The organism is Metabacillus arenae (assembly GCF_014773385.1).
GTDB classification, from domain to species: Bacteria; Bacillota; Bacilli; order Bacillales; family Bacillaceae; genus Metabacillus_D; species Metabacillus_D arenae.
This window is the reverse complement of record NZ_JACXAI010000022.1, coordinates 54,264-70,977: the sequence shown is the minus strand read 5'-3', so window position 1 is coordinate 70,977 and position 16,714 is coordinate 54,264. Positions and strand designations below refer to the sequence as shown.

The following is a 16,714-nucleotide window of genomic DNA, read 5'->3' as shown; positions in this document are numbered from 1 at the left end:
TAGCTATGGCATTGAAAGTAGGCGTTGTTGGCTGCGGGAATATTAGTGGCATTTATTTCGAGAACAGCCGCCGTTTTCCAGAGTTCGATATTGTTGCTTGCGCAGATTTGGACATTGCGAAAGCAGAAGAAGCCGCTGCAAAATACGGCATTGACCGCGTATTTACTGTAGAAGAAATGATGACTTCACCGGACATTGATATTGTACTAAATTTAACGATTCCTCACGCTCATGCAACGGTGGCGTTGCAGGCTATCAAACGAAATAAGCATGTATATTCAGAAAAACCGCTTGCCATTTCGTTTGAAGATGGAAAACGGGTTGTGGAGGCAGCACGCCTAAACCATGTCACAATCGGCTCGGCACCGGATACGTTTCTAGGAGGAAGCATTCAGCTTGCCGGTCAATTAATCGAAGCAGGAGTTATTGGAAGGCCAATCGGGGCGACAGCTTTTATGATGACACGCGGTCCGGAATCATGGCACCCAAATCCTGAATTTTTTTATCAGGCGGGTGGCGGTCCGATGTACGACATGGGTCCGTATTACATTACCGCTCTGGTCAGCTTAATGGGCCCGGTCAGCCGAATCACTGGTTCAGCTCGGATTACATTTCCGGAACGTACCATTACAAGCTCTGCGAAATACGGGGAGAAAATACCCGTTCAAGTACCGACACATGTGAATGGCATACTTGATTTCAAAAACGGGGCAACAGCAACGATTACAACAAGCTTTGACGTAACAGCTGCACGTACACCATTTATTGAAATATATGGGAAAGACGGCACAATCAGCTTGCCTGATCCAAATCATTTCAACCAGCCGCTTTTACTGAAACGGCATGATGAAGATGAATGGAAAGAAATGAAGCCTGCAGGAAACCCTCTTGATAACTTACGCGGCATCGGTCTTGCGGACATGGCGGAGGCGATTGAAACAGGAAAAACGCCGCGTGCAAATAGCAGGATGGCATTGCATGTACTCGAAATCATGCATGGTATTCACTGTTCATCCGAGCAGGGAAGCCATTATATGATGGAAAGCACGTGCGAAAAGCCTCCCTTATTAAATAAGGAACCTATTTAAAGACGGGGAGGAAATTAGATATGAGTACATTAAAAGTAGCAGTTTAATCGGCTGTGGAAGTATTTCAAAATATCGCATTTGCCGGAATATAAGGCAAATAAATAGGTAAACATTGCTGGAGTTTGTGACATTGACGTAGAACATGCTGAGAAAATGGCGGCACAGTAGGCGCTAAGGCATTTACTGATTATATGGAAGTTTAGGAGCTTGCTGACATCGATGCAATCAGCGTCTGCCTGCCAAACCCCATTAAAAATACTTAAACCATTTTTTGCACTTTTCATTTCTCCATTTGCATAGGCAACTTATAATATTATGAAAAATCGTTCGTTTCCCGTTCCTCAATCATATTTATTTAAACAGTTTTTATCTCCTTCATTTTTTAAATCTATATCTACTAAATTTTGTGGAGGCGCAGAAAGTTCTTGCAAGTGAGTAAATTATTTAAAATGACTATCTTTGTAGATTGAAAATAAGTGATTAGGTTTCTATAAACTAAAATTTCAACGATTCTTGTTCAACTTTTTGCATAAATGCATTCACCACATTATTATTGCTTTTTTGACTACCGAGCTTCAACATTGCTCTTCCTACAAAATTAACTCCTTTGTTTTGCCCTTCATAAATAAATTTCGTGTGTGTCTCATCGATTTTTAATAATGTAAAAGTAAGAGTAATTTCAAAAGCCTTTCCTAAAACAAAACTAATTTGCTTCAGCTTTTTGTCCTCAAAATCTTCAAACGCTAAAGTATCTACAATGTAGGTTTCCAAGCGCTTGCCTTCTCGATATTTTTGTTGATGCTTTGCACCCACTTCCTCTTCCTTTCCTTCAATTAATACATGCTCCTCCACCTTAGGCATGATTTTCTTGATATTTTTATCAAAAAATAAACTCCATACATCTTCAATATTAGTCTCAATCATCGTTTCTTCTTTCCAATGGATCACTCATTTTCCTCCTTCCCAGATGCAAGAAAATCATCAATCTCTTCAATTTTAAGACGAAGGTCTTCTATCTGGATCTGTATTTTATTTCTTTTTTGCATCAATAAATCTTCTAAATTTGAAAATGACTCTCCCTCCATCACAGAAATCATTTCTTGTATTGTAAAACCAAAACTTCTTAACTTCACTAAGAGAATAGCCAGAAAGTAACTTCCATCATCGTAATAGCGGTAGTTATTATTTGGATCAATGTAAGCAGGTTCGAGTAATTTAACTTCTGCATAATAACGCAAAGTGTCTTTACTTAATCCAGTCATCTCAGCAAAATCACTAATCTTGTACATTCTTCTCCTCCCACCTTTATAATAAACTGTGGGGTGCACTACAGGGTCAACATTTATTTTAACTCATTTATTTTTTATAAATGCGTTATATTGGCCTTACAAAAAGAAATTATATGGCCGTTTGCTGAAAAGGTAAGATTTTTATAAAGTGACAATAAAGTTATTAAATTTAAAGCCTCAAACACGCAAAACCCCGTTCTGATTTTTAAGACGGGGTTAAATAAAGTTGTTAAATTTTAATTTAAAACACTTCACTATACTTAAAAATATAACACTAAAATCGTTTAAATCTTACTAAGTACGTTTGATGCTGCCAGAACAGAAAAGGGATTACCTTTACAAAATGTTTGGGAAGATTAAACAATCTAGCAAGCCCTTTAAGGTAAAGTCAGTTATTTAAAAAAGCTTCTTCCCAGATTTTAAAATCAGTTCTCAATTCTGGTTATTTCATTAACATGCCCCTTCTTGAACAAGAAGGCGTTATACCTGAATCAGCTTAATTAATAAATTCATAAAGGTGACGTAGTGAGATGGTGACACCACTGCAGCAATGAGCTGTACGGCTGGCAAACTGGGGCTTTTGTTACAACGAACAAAAAGACAATTTTCCCCCTTAGTGTAGGAAAAATTGTCTTTTAAATTCAATAAAGTGTTTTAGCATGGGAATGTAATCATTTTTAAGATACCACTTTCACTGCATTTTCTTCATTGTCTTTTTCAAAAGTTTGTTCTACAATCGCCTCCATATCTGGCTCCTTCAAGAATAAGGTGCACAAGAAGCAAACAATCGCAGAACATGCAATTGTAATAAAGAAAGCCTTTGGACTAACAAAACTAAAAATGGTTAAAAATATCGTTGCACCAATATTCCCATAAGCTCCTACCATTCCCGCAACTTGTCCTGTCACTTTCTTTTTAACAAGCGGGACCATAGCATAGACAGCACCTTCACCTGCTTGAACGAAGAATGAGCAGCACATTGTAATTACGACTGCAAGCCATATAGGCCAACTAGAACCAATTTGTGCCATGGCAAAATATCCCATCGCCAAACCTAACATTAAAATGCTTAACGTCTTCTTTCGGCCAAATTTATCACTCAACCACCCACCACCTGGACGTGACATTAAGTTCATAAATGCAAAACTGCTTGCAATTAAACCAGCTTGGGCAATGCTTAATGTGAATGTTTGTTCGAAAAATAATGGGAGCATTGAAACAACAGCCAACTCAGAGCCAAATGTACAAAAATAAGCGAAGTCTAAAATGGCTACCTGCTTAAACGAATACTTCTCTTTTTCTGGAATGCCTTTTTTTAATGCTTTCTTGTTAACATCTATAATTTTTCGAATGTTTAGAATTAAAAGTCCGAGCAAAGCCGCAATAACGATATAAGCAACTCCATCACTAATGAAATTCAACTGCCACCCTAATCTATAAGTTAAAAACCCAAGGATTCCGTATACAGGTAACGTCATAATGATTAATCCAATCATGTCTTTATAACTCGTAACCTCTAATGCTCCACTTTTCTTAGGACGCTTATATTCAATTCCTTCAGGCGTGTCATTTACTATACGACTAAAGATAATACCGTAAATAAGAGAGATAAGACCTGTTAATCCAATTGCATATCTCCAGCCATCTTCACCACCAAAAATGATTGCTAATGTCGGTAAGACCATCGCGGCGGCGGCTGATCCAAAGTTACCCCAGCCTCCATAAATTCCTTCAGCGAAACCAACATGTTTAGGCGGGAACCATTCAGAGACAAGGCGAATCCCAACTACGAAACCGGCACCTATAATTGCAAGAAACATTCTTGAAATCATTAATTGGATAAATGAATTTGATAAGGCAAATGTAAAACACGGAATACTTAAAATAATCAATAATCCAGAATATACTTTTCTTGGACCAAACTTGTCAACAAGCATTCCAATTAATACACGAGCCGGAATTGTTAAAGCAACGTTTGCTACAGCCAAAATAGTTACCTCATCATTTGTGAGACCGAAAGTGCTTTTTAAAGTTGACATTAATGGAGCCATGTTAAACCATACGACAAAAGTAATGAAAAAAGCTAACGTTGTTAACATTAGAACATTTTTATTCCCCTTGTAATAGTTTGTTTCCATATTCTAACCACCTCTCCTTCATTGATACTATTATTTTTACATGAACAAACTATGTATTCATCAAACATGTTAAATAAACTAACATACCAAAAGGAGGGAGAATAGAATATTGTTAGAAAATCTAACATAAATGAAACGTTTACAACATTGACATAGCTAGTTTGGGTACCACAATCATTTTTGACATTAAACCAACGATGAGGAATTTTATATAAAGAAGAGAAATGCTTTTACCATTGTGCATTACGTCGATTTAAACTTTTTTATTTTTCTAACAACTTTACTAAAAAATATTGTAGCTTTGAAATAAAGCATACCTCTATCAAAGAAAAATGGGGCTTGAACAAGAAAAGTCCCCTTGGTATGATACAAGGTTTTCAATGTTGCACAACATAAGGACACTTAATGAAACCAAGGAATTGATCAAATTTTTGCACCTCTAATCTAATACCACCTCAGATACCTCTTTGACTGTCTTCTTTCGAAATAATAGGGAAATTATTTTTTAACTTTCTTCCTTTATATTCGTCATAGAGGTATATGAATCTGGGTTATACCAAGAAATTTCTTCAAGCCCCACATCTTTAGTTGTCTTTAGAATTTTGTTCTACAAACTCAAGTATTCTCTCATTAATCTCGTCCGGAAATTCCCCATTTATGGCGTGAGAAGCATTTGGCCAGTTTTCGATATCGATATCCTTGACATATTTCTTCCCTGTTTCTACTGCTTTTTCAGAATTATGCATTGTACTATTTTCAGCCATCAACGCGAGAACTGGGACATCGATATTTTTTAAGTCCTCTTTACTAAATTGATCAGGGGCTGGCACTTTAAGCTTATAATTACGCATACCCGATTCGATTAATTTAGCAATAGGTTCACTTTCATCTGCTTTTGCTCCACCGGAAATATAACTTAGCATCTTTTCTCTAATAGGCTTGGGTACAAGAGGGACAGAGGCTGGAATAGAGGCGAGAAGCATCTTTAAGGGTATTGGTTCAAATACAAAGACAGGGTCCAATAAACTAACTGAAGCGATATGCTCAGGATAATATCTTGCCAAATTCATTGTAGCCCATCCACCAATTGAAACACCCTTGACGTGCACTTTTTCTAAACCTAATCCGACAATTACTTCATTCAACCATTTCGCTTGTTCTTTTTGATTTTTAATCACTTTCGTTTGCACGCTCATACCAGGTTCACCAAGTAAATCGATCGTATAGACCGGTCTTTCCTTCATCAGCCCTTCCAAATTCGGTTCCCACATCGGGGTAGATGCAGACCGTCCCGGCAGTAAAAGAATTGGTTCCTTATGTTTGGTTTCTTCTTTTGCAAAATAATAAGCACGAACTGTACCATATTCAGTCTTTATATCAATCGTATCGTTAGGCTTTGGAAGAAGAACCATTGCTTCATCATAAGCGTTTTGAAAGTCTTTCTTTCCTTCCTCAGATGTAAAATGGCCAAGCGGGTTGTCATCTCTAAAAAAGAGGTATGCTCCATAGCATAAAATTGGTACCATTAAAATAATGAATATTATTTTTTTCATTCTATATTCTCCTTCTTACAATAAAATTGATGTGCTTTTTCAATAAAATCATCACAATAATCCATTAAAAATTTATCTTCTTTTGGCCATAAATCACTTTGATTTAACGATTTAGAATAAGCCTCTACCATATTTTGATTGTTATCTGTTGCGTGTTGAACAAACACATGCCATTTTTTACCGAGTTGGTAACCAGATTCACTTTCAGGATGAACTTGATTATGTTTTAGTGAGAACGCTTCTAAAAGTACCTTTTTCCATTTCCAATAGATATCAAAAACTTCAGCAGAATCTGGATACCTTTCATTAAACGCAGCGCTTGTCTCAGGATCAAACTCAATCGACATATAATCGAATATGGCCGTTTTATTCAAATTTAATGTTAATTTCATCATCGCTTCTAAATCGTAAGGACCATAAGTCTCCATTGTTGATAAAATTGCTTCTATGACGGCAATATTCGTTTTTATCTCCATCTCTTTTTTAAAGAGAATGTCTTTTTGCTGTTCTAAAATTTGTTTTAAATCATCTTGACTTTCATAGTTTAGGCAATGCTCTTTTATTTCTTTTAAAGACATACCTAACTTTTTGTAAAAAAGGATTTGTTGAAGTTTTACCAAGTCACCTTCAGTGTAGTACCTTAAATTGTTGACATCGTTTCGTTTAGCAACAAGTAATCCAATCTTGTCATAATACTGAATTGTCCTTATTGTCGCGCCGGAAACATCTGCTAATTCACCAACAGAATAAATAGCTCCTTTCATATCCTCACCTCCTATTTTGATTAAATCACGTGACGTAACGTCATATGCAAGGAATTATTTTTTTATTTTGGTATTCAATTAATTATGATACTTAAGTACCCATTAACAAGTTATAGACACTTTTAAAGAAGAGAATTTATTTACAAACCTTTTTGACGGATATAGGCAAAGAAAAAGATGCAAGGTTGTGGGAAATCCGTGTGAGAAATGGAGGATTACTTAGCTAGCATGCTTTCAGAAAACACACATGCTAATTTTATTGAACAGTAGAGGGGAATTAGAGAAAGATTAATTTAGAATATGGCCGTTTGCTGAACAAAAGAAAATCCTGCATATTAATACAGGATTTTTGATCAGACTTTTTTATGAATTATCTAAGCTTTATTATAAATGACCCGACTTTTCGTTTTAAATCTAAGTATGACGTTTTCCTATATAATGATATACGATTCAAATAGGTTTCAACTAACGGTATCAAGTTTGAATTAGCAAATCTTAGAAGAGGGATTAAGGATATCTTCAACCAAAAAAATCAGGCTGCCTCACTCCAAAAAATTTGGAACAATGGCAGCCTAAATGGTGTTTTTTATACGACATATTAGTTAAGTTCAAAGAACTTGATGCTTTTATTATGGATTTTTAAATTTTCCAGGTTCGTTACAAGATTCCTTAGTTTTCTTTGCTTGGCTCTTTGCTTGGCTCTTTGCTTGGCTCTTTGCTTGGCTCTTTGCTTGGTTGTTTGCTTGGCTCTTTGCTTGGTTCTTTGCTTGGTTCTTTGCTTGGCTCTTTGCTTGGTTCTTTGCTTGGTTCTTTGCTTGGCTCTTTGCTTGGCTCTTTGCTTGGTTCTTTGCTTGGCTCTTTGCTTGGTTCTTTGCTTGGCTCTTTGCTTGGCTCTTTGCTTGGCTCTTTGCTTGGCTCTTTGCTTGGCTCTTTGCTTGGTTCTTTGGCTGGTTCTTCAGCTTTTCCTGGACCTTTATCAGGCCCTTGTTCTTCACCTTCGCCTGCTCCCGGGCCTTCACCCGCTCCTGGGCCTTCACCTGCTCCTGGGCCTTCACCTGCTCCTGGACCCTCACCTGCTCCTGGGCCTTCGCCAGCTCCTGGACCTTCACCTGCTCCTGGACCTTCGCCTGCTCCCGGACCTTCACCTGCTCCTGGACCCTCACCTGCTCCTGGGCCTTCACCTGCTCCTGGACCCTCACCTGCTCCCGGACCTTCACCTGCTCCTGGACCCTCACCTGCTCCCGGGCCTTCACCTGCTCCTGGACCCTCACCTGCTCCCGGACCTTCACCTGCTCCTGGACCCTCACCTGCTCCCGGACCTTCACCTGCTCCTGGACCCTCACCTGCTCCTGGGCCTTCACCTGCTCCTGGACCCTCACCTGCTCCTGGGCCTTCACCTGCTCCTGGACCTTCACCTGCTCCTGGACCTTCACCTGCTCCTGGACCTTTTCCTTTTCCTGGGTCTTCGCCAGCTCCTGGACCCTTGCCTTTTCCACCAGGAGCCGAAGGGAACTTCAGATGTGAATAAGCATACATGATTGATTGAAACGTACGGCTATCTACTGAACCTGTACTACGTAATCCATTTTGTTTCTGAAAATATTTTACACCTTGAACAGTCGCCTTATCATAATGACCGTTAATTTTGCCTTCGTAACTACCAAGTGATTTTAACATTCCTTGAATGACATATACATCTGGTCCGCGGGCATCTTTGCCAACAGCAAAACCTACATTTGCCATCGATAGCAACAGCATAAGAGCTAGCACCAAAGTACCGATACCCTTTCCTAAATTCCATCCATTATTTGTTCCTTTTTTGGTAGAACGAATTATCGGATCCCATTTCTTCATTCAATACACCATCCTTTAAGCTAGTTTTACTTCGACAAACTTACTATTCCCAAATTTTTTTTATAATTACACAAAATATCAGTTAATTTCATAACAATCGTTTCTAAATAAAAACACAGATATCATAAACTCCCATTGCATTTATGTACGAACGAAAAAAACCAGATGAATGGTTTACAGTTGATGGGATCTTTAGCCTATGAAGTTGAAAATACGAATCATTACATTTTAAATAAAAGGAACAAAGACACCTTGGAGCTATCCATTGATGTAATGGATATAATGGGCAAAGTTAGAAATAAATAGGGAATAAAATATCCTTTTGTATAACTATGATTTATGTTTTAATCAAAACTAACCCTGTTACAGTCCCCTAATAATGACGTTCAATTTCAAACTTTCGATTACACATTTGTCATTTAATTTTTCTGAAAGCTATATCATTTCTGCGGGAGTATCCTTTTCACTAAAAGAATCAATTGTTACCTTCTAACTTTGGATAACAAATAAAATGCAAAAAAGGAACCATAAAACTGCATTTCCTGCAATTTTATGGTTCCTGTTATCATCATTGTGACTTAATCCATAAATCTGTATAAAGTTGATTAGCGTTTTTAAATAAATTGTTAACCAATTGTTGTTTTATACAAACGTTTGATTAAAAGGACATCTTATAGCGTTGGTTTATTAAATGAATAGTCGAACTCATAGAATTAAGTTGGTACTTGCTCTTCTCTTCTTTTAAAATTTATTTCATTTGTTTTGAATATCGTATTTACTAATACTAGGAGTTTCTGTACCAATTGGGATGACTATTAGATTGATAATTGCCACACTTTTCTCCTTGGGTAAGTTCACAATTGAAAACGTTCGATACAAAAATACAGTAATCATTTAGAATGAGTCCCAAAAATTTAAAAATCAAAATTATCTGGGTCTGGTCCTACTCGATGATTTTGGTTAAGAGAATTAATTTTTTTCATGTCCTCATTGGACAACTCAAAGTCGAAGAGGTCTGCATTTTCTACAATTCTGTGTTCCTTAATGGATTTTGGTATGATAACCACTTCGTTCTGCAAATGCCAGCGTAAAACGACCTGAGCAATTGATTTATTGTATTTTTTTGCTATTGATAAAAGCTCTTCATTATCGAATAACCCCCCTTGCATAAGAGGTGCCCATGCCTCAACCTGAATAGAATTTTCTTTTAAGAATTTTCTTAAATCCTTATGATTTAGGCGAGGGTGCAGCTCTACTTGATTTATCATCGGCATAATTTCTGCATTTTTCATCACCTCTTGTAAATGATGAACTTGGAAATTGCTCATTCCAATAGCTTTTACTCTTCCATCTTTGTACAATTTCTCAAGTGCTTTCCATGAGTCAACAAATTTCCCTTCAACTGGCCAATGAATTAGATATAAATCTAAGTAATCCAGTCCTAATTTTTTTAAACTATCTTCAAAAGCATTTAAAGTAGATTCATAACCTAAATCCGAATTCCATACTTTTGATGTAATAAATAAATCTTCTCGTTTGATTCCGGTTTCTGCAATCCCCTCTTTAATACCTTGCCCTACCCCTTCTTCATTTCCATAAATCGCTGCTGTATCAATACTGCGATAACCATTACGAATAGCAGCCTTCACGGAATCTACTACGATTTGACCGTTTTCAACCTGAAACACACCTAATCCAACCCATGGCATCTCAACACCGTTTGACAAGATTGCCTTATTATCCATTTTGTTTATCATTATTTTCATCTCCTGCTTTTTAATAGTTTTTCATATCCCTATAATCCCTCAATAGTTAAATGAAATTTACTGAGTAATTATTTAAATCTTTATACAAAATATTAGCTTCCCACATTTTTAGTTTGGCAGATGTACGATTTCTTCCAATTGCCATTTTGTTTATCTGATTAAACACACATTCCTCCTTCAGCTTGTTTCCGCTCTAAAGAAGAACTCCACAATGTAAGAAGGACAGCTCCTAATACCATTACACCACCAATCCAAGGTGTATGAATTAACCCGATAGAATCTACTATCAGTCCTCCAACAAAAGCACCTATTGCTATTCCGACGTTAAATGCAGCAATATTTAAAGCTGATGCGACATCTACAGTGGAAGGTACATATTTTTCAGCTAATTGAACGACATAAATTTGTAATCCTGGTACATTCATAAAGGCTAATAATCCTAAGAAGAAGATGGTAATTACACCCACAACTTTGAATGAAGCGGTGAACGATAAGATAACGAGTATAATGGCTTGAATTAAGAACATCCATAATAAAGCCTTTAATGGATTTTTATTAGCTGCTTTCCCGCCAATAGTATTTCCAATAGCTACTGCAACACCATATACAAGCAATATGACACTAACAGCACCTGGCGAGAATCCTGTGATATCTTCTAAAATTGGTGCAAGGTAGGTAAACGCTACAAAAGTACCGCCATATCCTAAAGCTGTAATCGCAAATGCTAAGAGTAATGGGCCGTTTGTTAAAATTTTGAAAGTATCACTAATTTTTGCTGGTGGTGCTTGTTTAAGGTTTTTAGGGACCAGAATTGCACTTGCCATAATAGCAATCACACCTAGAATGGCAACAGCCCAGAAGGTGGACCTCCATCCAAACGCTTGCCCAATAAATGTACCTAATGGAACACCTGTTACTGTAGCAACTGTTAATCCTGTAAACATAAAAGCGATGGCGCTGGCTCGTTTGTTTTCAGGTACGAGATCTGCTGCAATGGTTGAACCGATAGAGAAGAAAACCCCATGAGAAAATGCAGTAATGAATCTAGCAACTAGCAATAAGCCAAAACTTGTAGACATTGCAGCAACTGAGTTTCCGATAATAAATACAAGCATCAATAGCATTAATAATGATTTTCTGTTCATTCGGTTTGTTAAAGCAGTAAGGACCGGTGCTCCAACAGCCACACCCATTGCATAACCAGATATTAATAAACCAGCTAAAGTAATTGAAATGTTCAAATCACCAGCTAATGAAGAAAGTAATCCTACAGGTACAAATTCAGTCGTGCCAATCCCAAATGCACTAATGGCCAAAGCCATTAACGCTGGAATACCGCCTTGTTTCTCTTGAGTATTTATAGCAATGGAACTCATAGAAGAATCCTCCTTGTAAATTTCTTATGTTGGTCATGAATAGCGAAGCGTGATCAGGCGCCTTTCAAATTTTTCACTCGCTGCTACCACAAACAATATTATTAAACATACAAAACAGAAAAGATAGTACGTACTTAAAAGTAATGTAGGAACTTATTAGTACCTATGGTTATTTTCAACCTTTTATTCTCTGCTCGTGTATGTTATTATGAAATGAACATTACAAATTGAAAAGTACGCACTTTAAAGTAATGTAGGTACCTTAAAGTGCCTATAAGAAATAAAGGAGGAATAAATATGCCTTATAATATCCCTGTAGAAGCCACACTTGACGTTATCGGCGGAAAGTGGAAAGTCGTCATTATGTGTCACTTGATTAAAGGAGAAAAACGAACAAGTGAATTGAAAAAACTTATGCCTGGTATTACACAAAAAATGCTGACTCAGCAGCTTCGGGAACTTGAGGCAGATAGTGTGGTAAACCGCACCGTTTTTGATCAGGTTCCGCCGAAGGTCGTTTATTCTCTAACAGAGTATGGCTGGTCCCTGCGTCCGATTTTGGATGCCATGTGTAGTTGGGGAGAAGGGCATATCGCATTGACTGGGGAGGAAGCAGCAAATTAAATATCATAAGAAATACCCTACGTGTCTTTCTGAAGGTGTGAGGTCCGAGGTGGGAATTGATGAAATCAGCGAAAGAGCTGATTTTTTTTCTATAGTTCTTTAGGGTGCTCGCTTCATTTGGACCATATTTCAAACGATTTCTGTTTTTTATTCAATAACAGATAGCTTTTTGCTCTTGATCACCTACCGATCGTTTACTTATCTTCGATTTTTCCCCTTATATCTTCGAAATCTGAAATTTATCTACGAAATCGGCAGACTTATCTTCGAAAATTTCAAAATATCAATTATTCGACATAAATCATCAAAACTAAGCAGGGTACAGATTATATATATTGTTATTAAACCGCCAATAATGAGATAACATATAAATTCTGATATTAGAACGAAAAACGCAGAGCGATAGTCCTTTGACGACTTGACCCTGAAACCTAAGGGCCGATGGCGCTCGAAGCTGGACAATGATACCACTCTTTATCACGTTAATACTTTAATTAACTTAAACTTCCTTAACTGATAAAAAAACTCCAATGAATGTTGGAGTTTTAAATATGTATCACCCTTTATTTTTTTGACTTTTTACGATTTAGATATTGATCATACAAAACGATTTATAGGATGCACAAAATGAAGAGGACTCATTTGAATTTGACTTTGTCCATCCATATCCTGAATCAGCATTAACTAAGTTCTTCATTTTCTTCCATTCTATCAACTAAATCATCTAAAAAACTTGGACGAACGGTGCAATGTTCATGATATTTACATTACTATTTTAGGGGCAGCATCAATGGCAGGACCCTAAAATGGGCTTAAATGATAAGACATATGGCATTCCATATAAAGCTTGACAACATATAAATATATTAACTTCTAAAATTATGTTGAGCAGTTGAAAACCTAGATGGATTTGTTTCGAGAGAATCAGATGGGAACTTAGAAAGACCGCTTGATAGCTAATAGGTAAAAAAATGAAAGGAATGATGTCTTCTGGATTTAGTTATTTCATCAGCTACCCATCGCTCAGGATCAACCCTTTTACAACGCCTGTTTAATGCAAGAAAAGAAACGTTAATTTGGGGCGAAAATGGCGGGTGCTTAACCGATTTCTGTAAGATCCTTGATAATACCAGACGTCACGCTGGTTTTAAACATCGGAAGGCTTATTTTAATAATGGGGAAGATGCCAATCAGTGGATCGCCTGTATGACACCGCCGAAACATGAAGTAGACGCCGTAATGATTCAGACTGTGAGGAACTTCCATGAAGAATTATACATGAAAAACTACAACAATAAACATGATTTGATTGGTTACAAGGAAGTGAGATATGGAAAAAAGGAGTTAGAATTATTACGGAAATGCTATCCAAATTGTACCATTATACTTCTAGTAAGAAATCCGATCGATGTATGGAAAAGTCTTCCGAATATGAAAGGCTTGATAAAGACATATGGTTCACTTAAGGGATTTACAAGGGTATGGAATGTTCGTGTTAATAGCTATTTAGAACTTTGCGGATCTGATCCAAATATGCATTTCGTAAAGTACGAAGACATTGTCACTCAAAAAACCGGAACCATAAACTTTATTAAACAAGTCGGTCATTTGGAAGATAAAGATATAAACCCAGTATTATCTAAGAAAATCAATAGTACAAGTAAACCGCTGCCAGAGGATAAGATAAAGTTTATCATGAAGCAATGCGGACCTACTATGAAAAAAATAGGATATCTCCCTTAAAAGCAGATGAATGAATAAAAAAGGGGACATGGTTTACAGAATAGTTGTGTCATTTATTGCAGGACAACTTCACTACATTTTTATCTTTAAATCATCCCCTGATCTCTAAAAAAGATTTTAAGTCTTGTAAAAAACAATTTCCATGTCCACTGCCTTACCCTATTCAAATGCTTGATGTTTATCATACTGGAGGAATGGAAAGTGATTTCGATTGTTACCTGTACAAACAGGCATACACAGATGGACAACGTATTTCATAACTTTACTCACCAAGATTGGGAGGAAAAAGAGCTTATCGTGGTTTTAAACGGAGATGAGATGAATATCGAGGAATGGCGAAAGAAGGCCGAACAGTTTTCGAATGTAAACGTGTATCAGCTTCCCTCCGAGAATACATTAGGAGAATGTTTAAACTATGGTGTTACCAAATCCAACTATGATATTATCGCAAAATTTGATGATGATGATTACTATTCGCCCTATTATGTTCCCCAAGCGATGACTGTATTTCAGGAGAAACAGGCAGATATTGTAGGAAAGAAAAAGGTATTTACCTACTTTCAACAAAACCAAAAACTTGGTATTCGAAAGCAAGCAATATTACCAATAGCAGGGCCAACCATCATGTTTAGAAAAAAAGTCTTTCATCAGGTTCAATTTCCAAAAAGGAACATAGGCGAGGATAAGGGCTTTTTACAAGAAGCTGAAAAACAATTTGAGATTTATACAACGAATCCATATAACTATGTCTATATAAGGAGCACCCCAAAAAATCATACGTGGCAGGTATCCAATGAAAGACTTATGAAGAAATGTTTCAATCTAAAGGTAACGGATGATTATATTTCTCATACCACCCAACCACTCGGATGACAATAGCTGATACTCCCACAGCTAAAGCAGTGAGCTTCTGAATCCATTGCTTTCATCCAACCAGCAGCCAAAGTTCATACAAAAAAGTATGCTCGGCATTTAGGGTTAAACAGCATAGTAATCTTTCTTTTTGATGAAATCCAGCATGGTGTAAAGCTCTTTAAAAAAACTTGGTCATTAGAAACACCCCGTAATTAGTTGTTTGTCTAACCATTACGAGGCAATTCATTTTACAAGAGCACTGGCTTATCAGAGCTGTCTGTTTGTTGAATAACTTATCTTAAATTGTTATACCTTTAATTGGAAAAAGTCAATCTTTCTTTATTTGAGTGTAGGCACCTGAGTTTTAAAGGACTTTATTGTTTTTAATCCACTTTATTGTCCGTGAACAATTCGTTCTGGTACAGTCCCTTAATTTATTGAATCAAGTCTTGTATATAAAATTAAAGATTTAAGGCTGCTCACTTCTTTTACTAAAAACATGATTGAATGGAATCACTTAATCTTTAACTATTTTTGCTTTTCTCTTTTCGGTGCCTTATAACCCTTAGGCAGCTTTAATCCACGCTCCTTCATGACTTCACGGAGACGATCTGGGTAGTCGGTGATAATTCCGTCAACTCCATCGTCAATAAGCTTATTCATTGTTGGTATATCGTTGGTTGTCCAAGGGATGACCTTCATGCCGGAATTGTGCGCATCCTCCACCATGTCCTTTGTTACATATGGTTCGTAGTTCTCGTCAGTAATTTTGCCGTTTTGCGGGAAACCGTGAACAGGAGAGATTGCGTCGGCTCCAAAAGATTTGGCTGCCGCTACAAGATCTCCGTCGAAATCATCAATGTCGATTCCCCCCAACCACGGCGAAGCCCCCGGTTGGCCTGGCTGTAAGAATTGCGGGCCATTGGTCAGTGCAACGACAGGTAAACGCGGCTCTACCTCTTTCATGCGCATAAGCGATCCCCAGTCGAAGCTTTGAATGGATACGCGGTCAAGCATTCCTGCTTCGCGAACGTGGCGAGCAACGATTTGCACGAATTCTTCACGTGGAGCGGTCTCCCACGGTGCACCAGCCTCAACCTTCGTCTCAATGTTCATCCACACCTTCTTGGCTTTGTAGCGTTTCACAAGGTCGATAACCTCGCTCAGCAACGGCATTTTAGCGCCTGGGCTCGGCTGCTGCTCTGGGTACTCAGGCTTGGTATTTGTGCCACAGTCCATCATGCGGATCTGAGCAACATTGAGGTCCTTTATGTACTTGCCTACGTAAGGGAACTCTGGGTCACCAGCGAACGCTGGGCTCGTATCCTTACAATTTCTTCCCGAGATTTTGCGGTCATGCGTGACAACAGCCTGATTGTCCTCCGTGATTTGCACGTCAAGTTCAAGTGTGCTCACCCCCATTTCAAGCGCATGGGAAAACGATGCAATCGTCGACTCGACTGTGAGCCCCATTCCCCCTCGATGTGCCTGAAGGTCAAACATCTTCGGGCCGAAGCTCCTATTGTCAGCACGGTCCGACTCCTTATCAGCCAAAGCAGGCTGTGCTGAACCTATCATAAGTGCAGCAACCACTGCTGCTAAAACCTTTTTCTTTTTCATTTTCTCCACTCCCTTATAAAATCTAATACAAGGATAAGATTAGA

Annotated in this window: 14 protein-coding genes; 4 read left to right on the top strand and 10 right to left on the bottom strand. The window is 37.7% G+C overall.

Going from position 1 to position 16,714, the window contains the following annotated elements; translation table 11 throughout:
* Positions 1 to 5 precede the first annotated feature (5 nt).
* On the top strand, positions 6 to 1,088 hold the full coding sequence (locus IC621_RS16530) for a Gfo/Idh/MocA family protein (RefSeq protein ID WP_191159430.1): 1,083 nt from the start codon (positions 6 to 8) through the stop codon (positions 1,086 to 1,088).
* Between the two features lie 495 nt (positions 1,089 to 1,583).
* On the opposite strand, the gene IC621_RS16525 is transcribed toward IC621_RS16530, so the two are convergent.
* The 9 genes from IC621_RS16525 to IC621_RS16485 form a co-directional block, all read right to left on the bottom strand.
* Positions 1,584 to 2,036, bottom strand: a complete 453-nt coding sequence (locus IC621_RS16525) for an SRPBCC family protein (protein ID WP_191159429.1) — start codon at positions 2,034 to 2,036, stop codon at positions 1,584 to 1,586.
* Positions 2,033 to 2,377, bottom strand: a complete 345-nt coding sequence (locus tag IC621_RS16520) for a MerR family transcriptional regulator (protein WP_191159428.1) — start codon at positions 2,375 to 2,377, stop codon at positions 2,033 to 2,035. Before IC621_RS16520 ends, IC621_RS16525 begins: the two co-directional genes overlap by 4 nt.
* Before the next feature lie 677 nt (positions 2,378 to 3,054).
* Entirely contained in the window at positions 3,055 to 4,515 is a 1,461-nt protein-coding gene (locus tag IC621_RS16515; protein ID WP_191159427.1) for a NarK family nitrate/nitrite MFS transporter, read from the bottom strand.
* Positions 4,516 to 5,099: 584 nt separating this feature from the next.
* The gene (locus IC621_RS16510) at positions 5,100 to 6,041 is read right to left on the bottom strand and encodes an alpha/beta fold hydrolase (RefSeq protein ID WP_191159496.1); all 942 of its coding nucleotides are present in this window, start codon (positions 6,039 to 6,041) and stop codon (positions 5,100 to 5,102) included.
* A gap of 23 nt (positions 6,042 to 6,064) precedes the next feature.
* Complete coding sequence (locus IC621_RS16505; RefSeq protein WP_191159426.1) at positions 6,065 to 6,832, bottom strand: MerR family transcriptional regulator; 768 nt, start codon at positions 6,830 to 6,832, stop codon at positions 6,065 to 6,067.
* 669 nt (positions 6,833 to 7,501) lie between these two features.
* Entirely contained in the window at positions 7,502 to 8,686 is a 1,185-nt protein-coding gene (locus IC621_RS16500; RefSeq protein WP_191159425.1) for a peptidoglycan-binding domain-containing protein, read from the bottom strand.
* A gap of 753 nt (positions 8,687 to 9,439) precedes the next feature.
* A complete protein-coding gene (locus IC621_RS16495) occupies positions 9,440 to 9,580 on the bottom strand; it encodes a hypothetical protein (protein ID WP_191159424.1) in 141 nt (46 codons plus the stop codon).
* Positions 9,581 to 9,600: 20 nt separating this feature from the next.
* Positions 9,601 to 10,443, bottom strand: coding sequence for an aldo/keto reductase (locus tag IC621_RS16490; protein WP_191159423.1), 843 nt, complete (start codon positions 10,441 to 10,443; stop codon positions 9,601 to 9,603).
* A 167-nt stretch (positions 10,444 to 10,610) separates the two neighbouring features.
* Positions 10,611 to 11,828 carry an MFS transporter gene (locus IC621_RS16485; protein ID WP_191159422.1) on the bottom strand — a complete coding sequence of 406 codons (1,218 nt, stop codon included), beginning with the start codon at positions 11,826 to 11,828 and terminating at the stop codon, positions 10,611 to 10,613.
* Positions 11,829 to 12,125: 297 nt separating this feature from the next.
* Here IC621_RS16485 and IC621_RS16480 point away from each other — a divergent pair, with 297 nt between their 5' ends.
* From IC621_RS16480 to IC621_RS16470, 3 genes are all read left to right on the top strand, one after another.
* Positions 12,126 to 12,452: a winged helix-turn-helix transcriptional regulator gene (locus IC621_RS16480; RefSeq protein ID WP_191159421.1), complete on the top strand. Its 327-nt coding sequence runs from the start codon at positions 12,126 to 12,128 to the stop codon at positions 12,450 to 12,452.
* A gap of 990 nt (positions 12,453 to 13,442) precedes the next feature.
* On the top strand, positions 13,443 to 14,195 hold the full coding sequence (locus IC621_RS16475) for a sulfotransferase (protein ID WP_191159494.1): 753 nt from the start codon (positions 13,443 to 13,445) through the stop codon (positions 14,193 to 14,195).
* Positions 14,196 to 14,396: 201 nt separating this feature from the next.
* The gene (locus tag IC621_RS16470) at positions 14,397 to 15,068 is read left to right on the top strand and encodes a glycosyltransferase (RefSeq protein WP_191159420.1); all 672 of its coding nucleotides are present in this window, start codon (positions 14,397 to 14,399) and stop codon (positions 15,066 to 15,068) included.
* Between the two features lie 510 nt (positions 15,069 to 15,578).
* On the opposite strand, the gene IC621_RS16465 is transcribed toward IC621_RS16470, so the two are convergent.
* The gene (locus IC621_RS16465) at positions 15,579 to 16,670 is read right to left on the bottom strand and encodes a glycerophosphodiester phosphodiesterase (RefSeq protein WP_191159419.1); all 1,092 of its coding nucleotides are present in this window, start codon (positions 16,668 to 16,670) and stop codon (positions 15,579 to 15,581) included.
* Between the last annotated feature and the right edge of the window lie 44 nt (positions 16,671 to 16,714).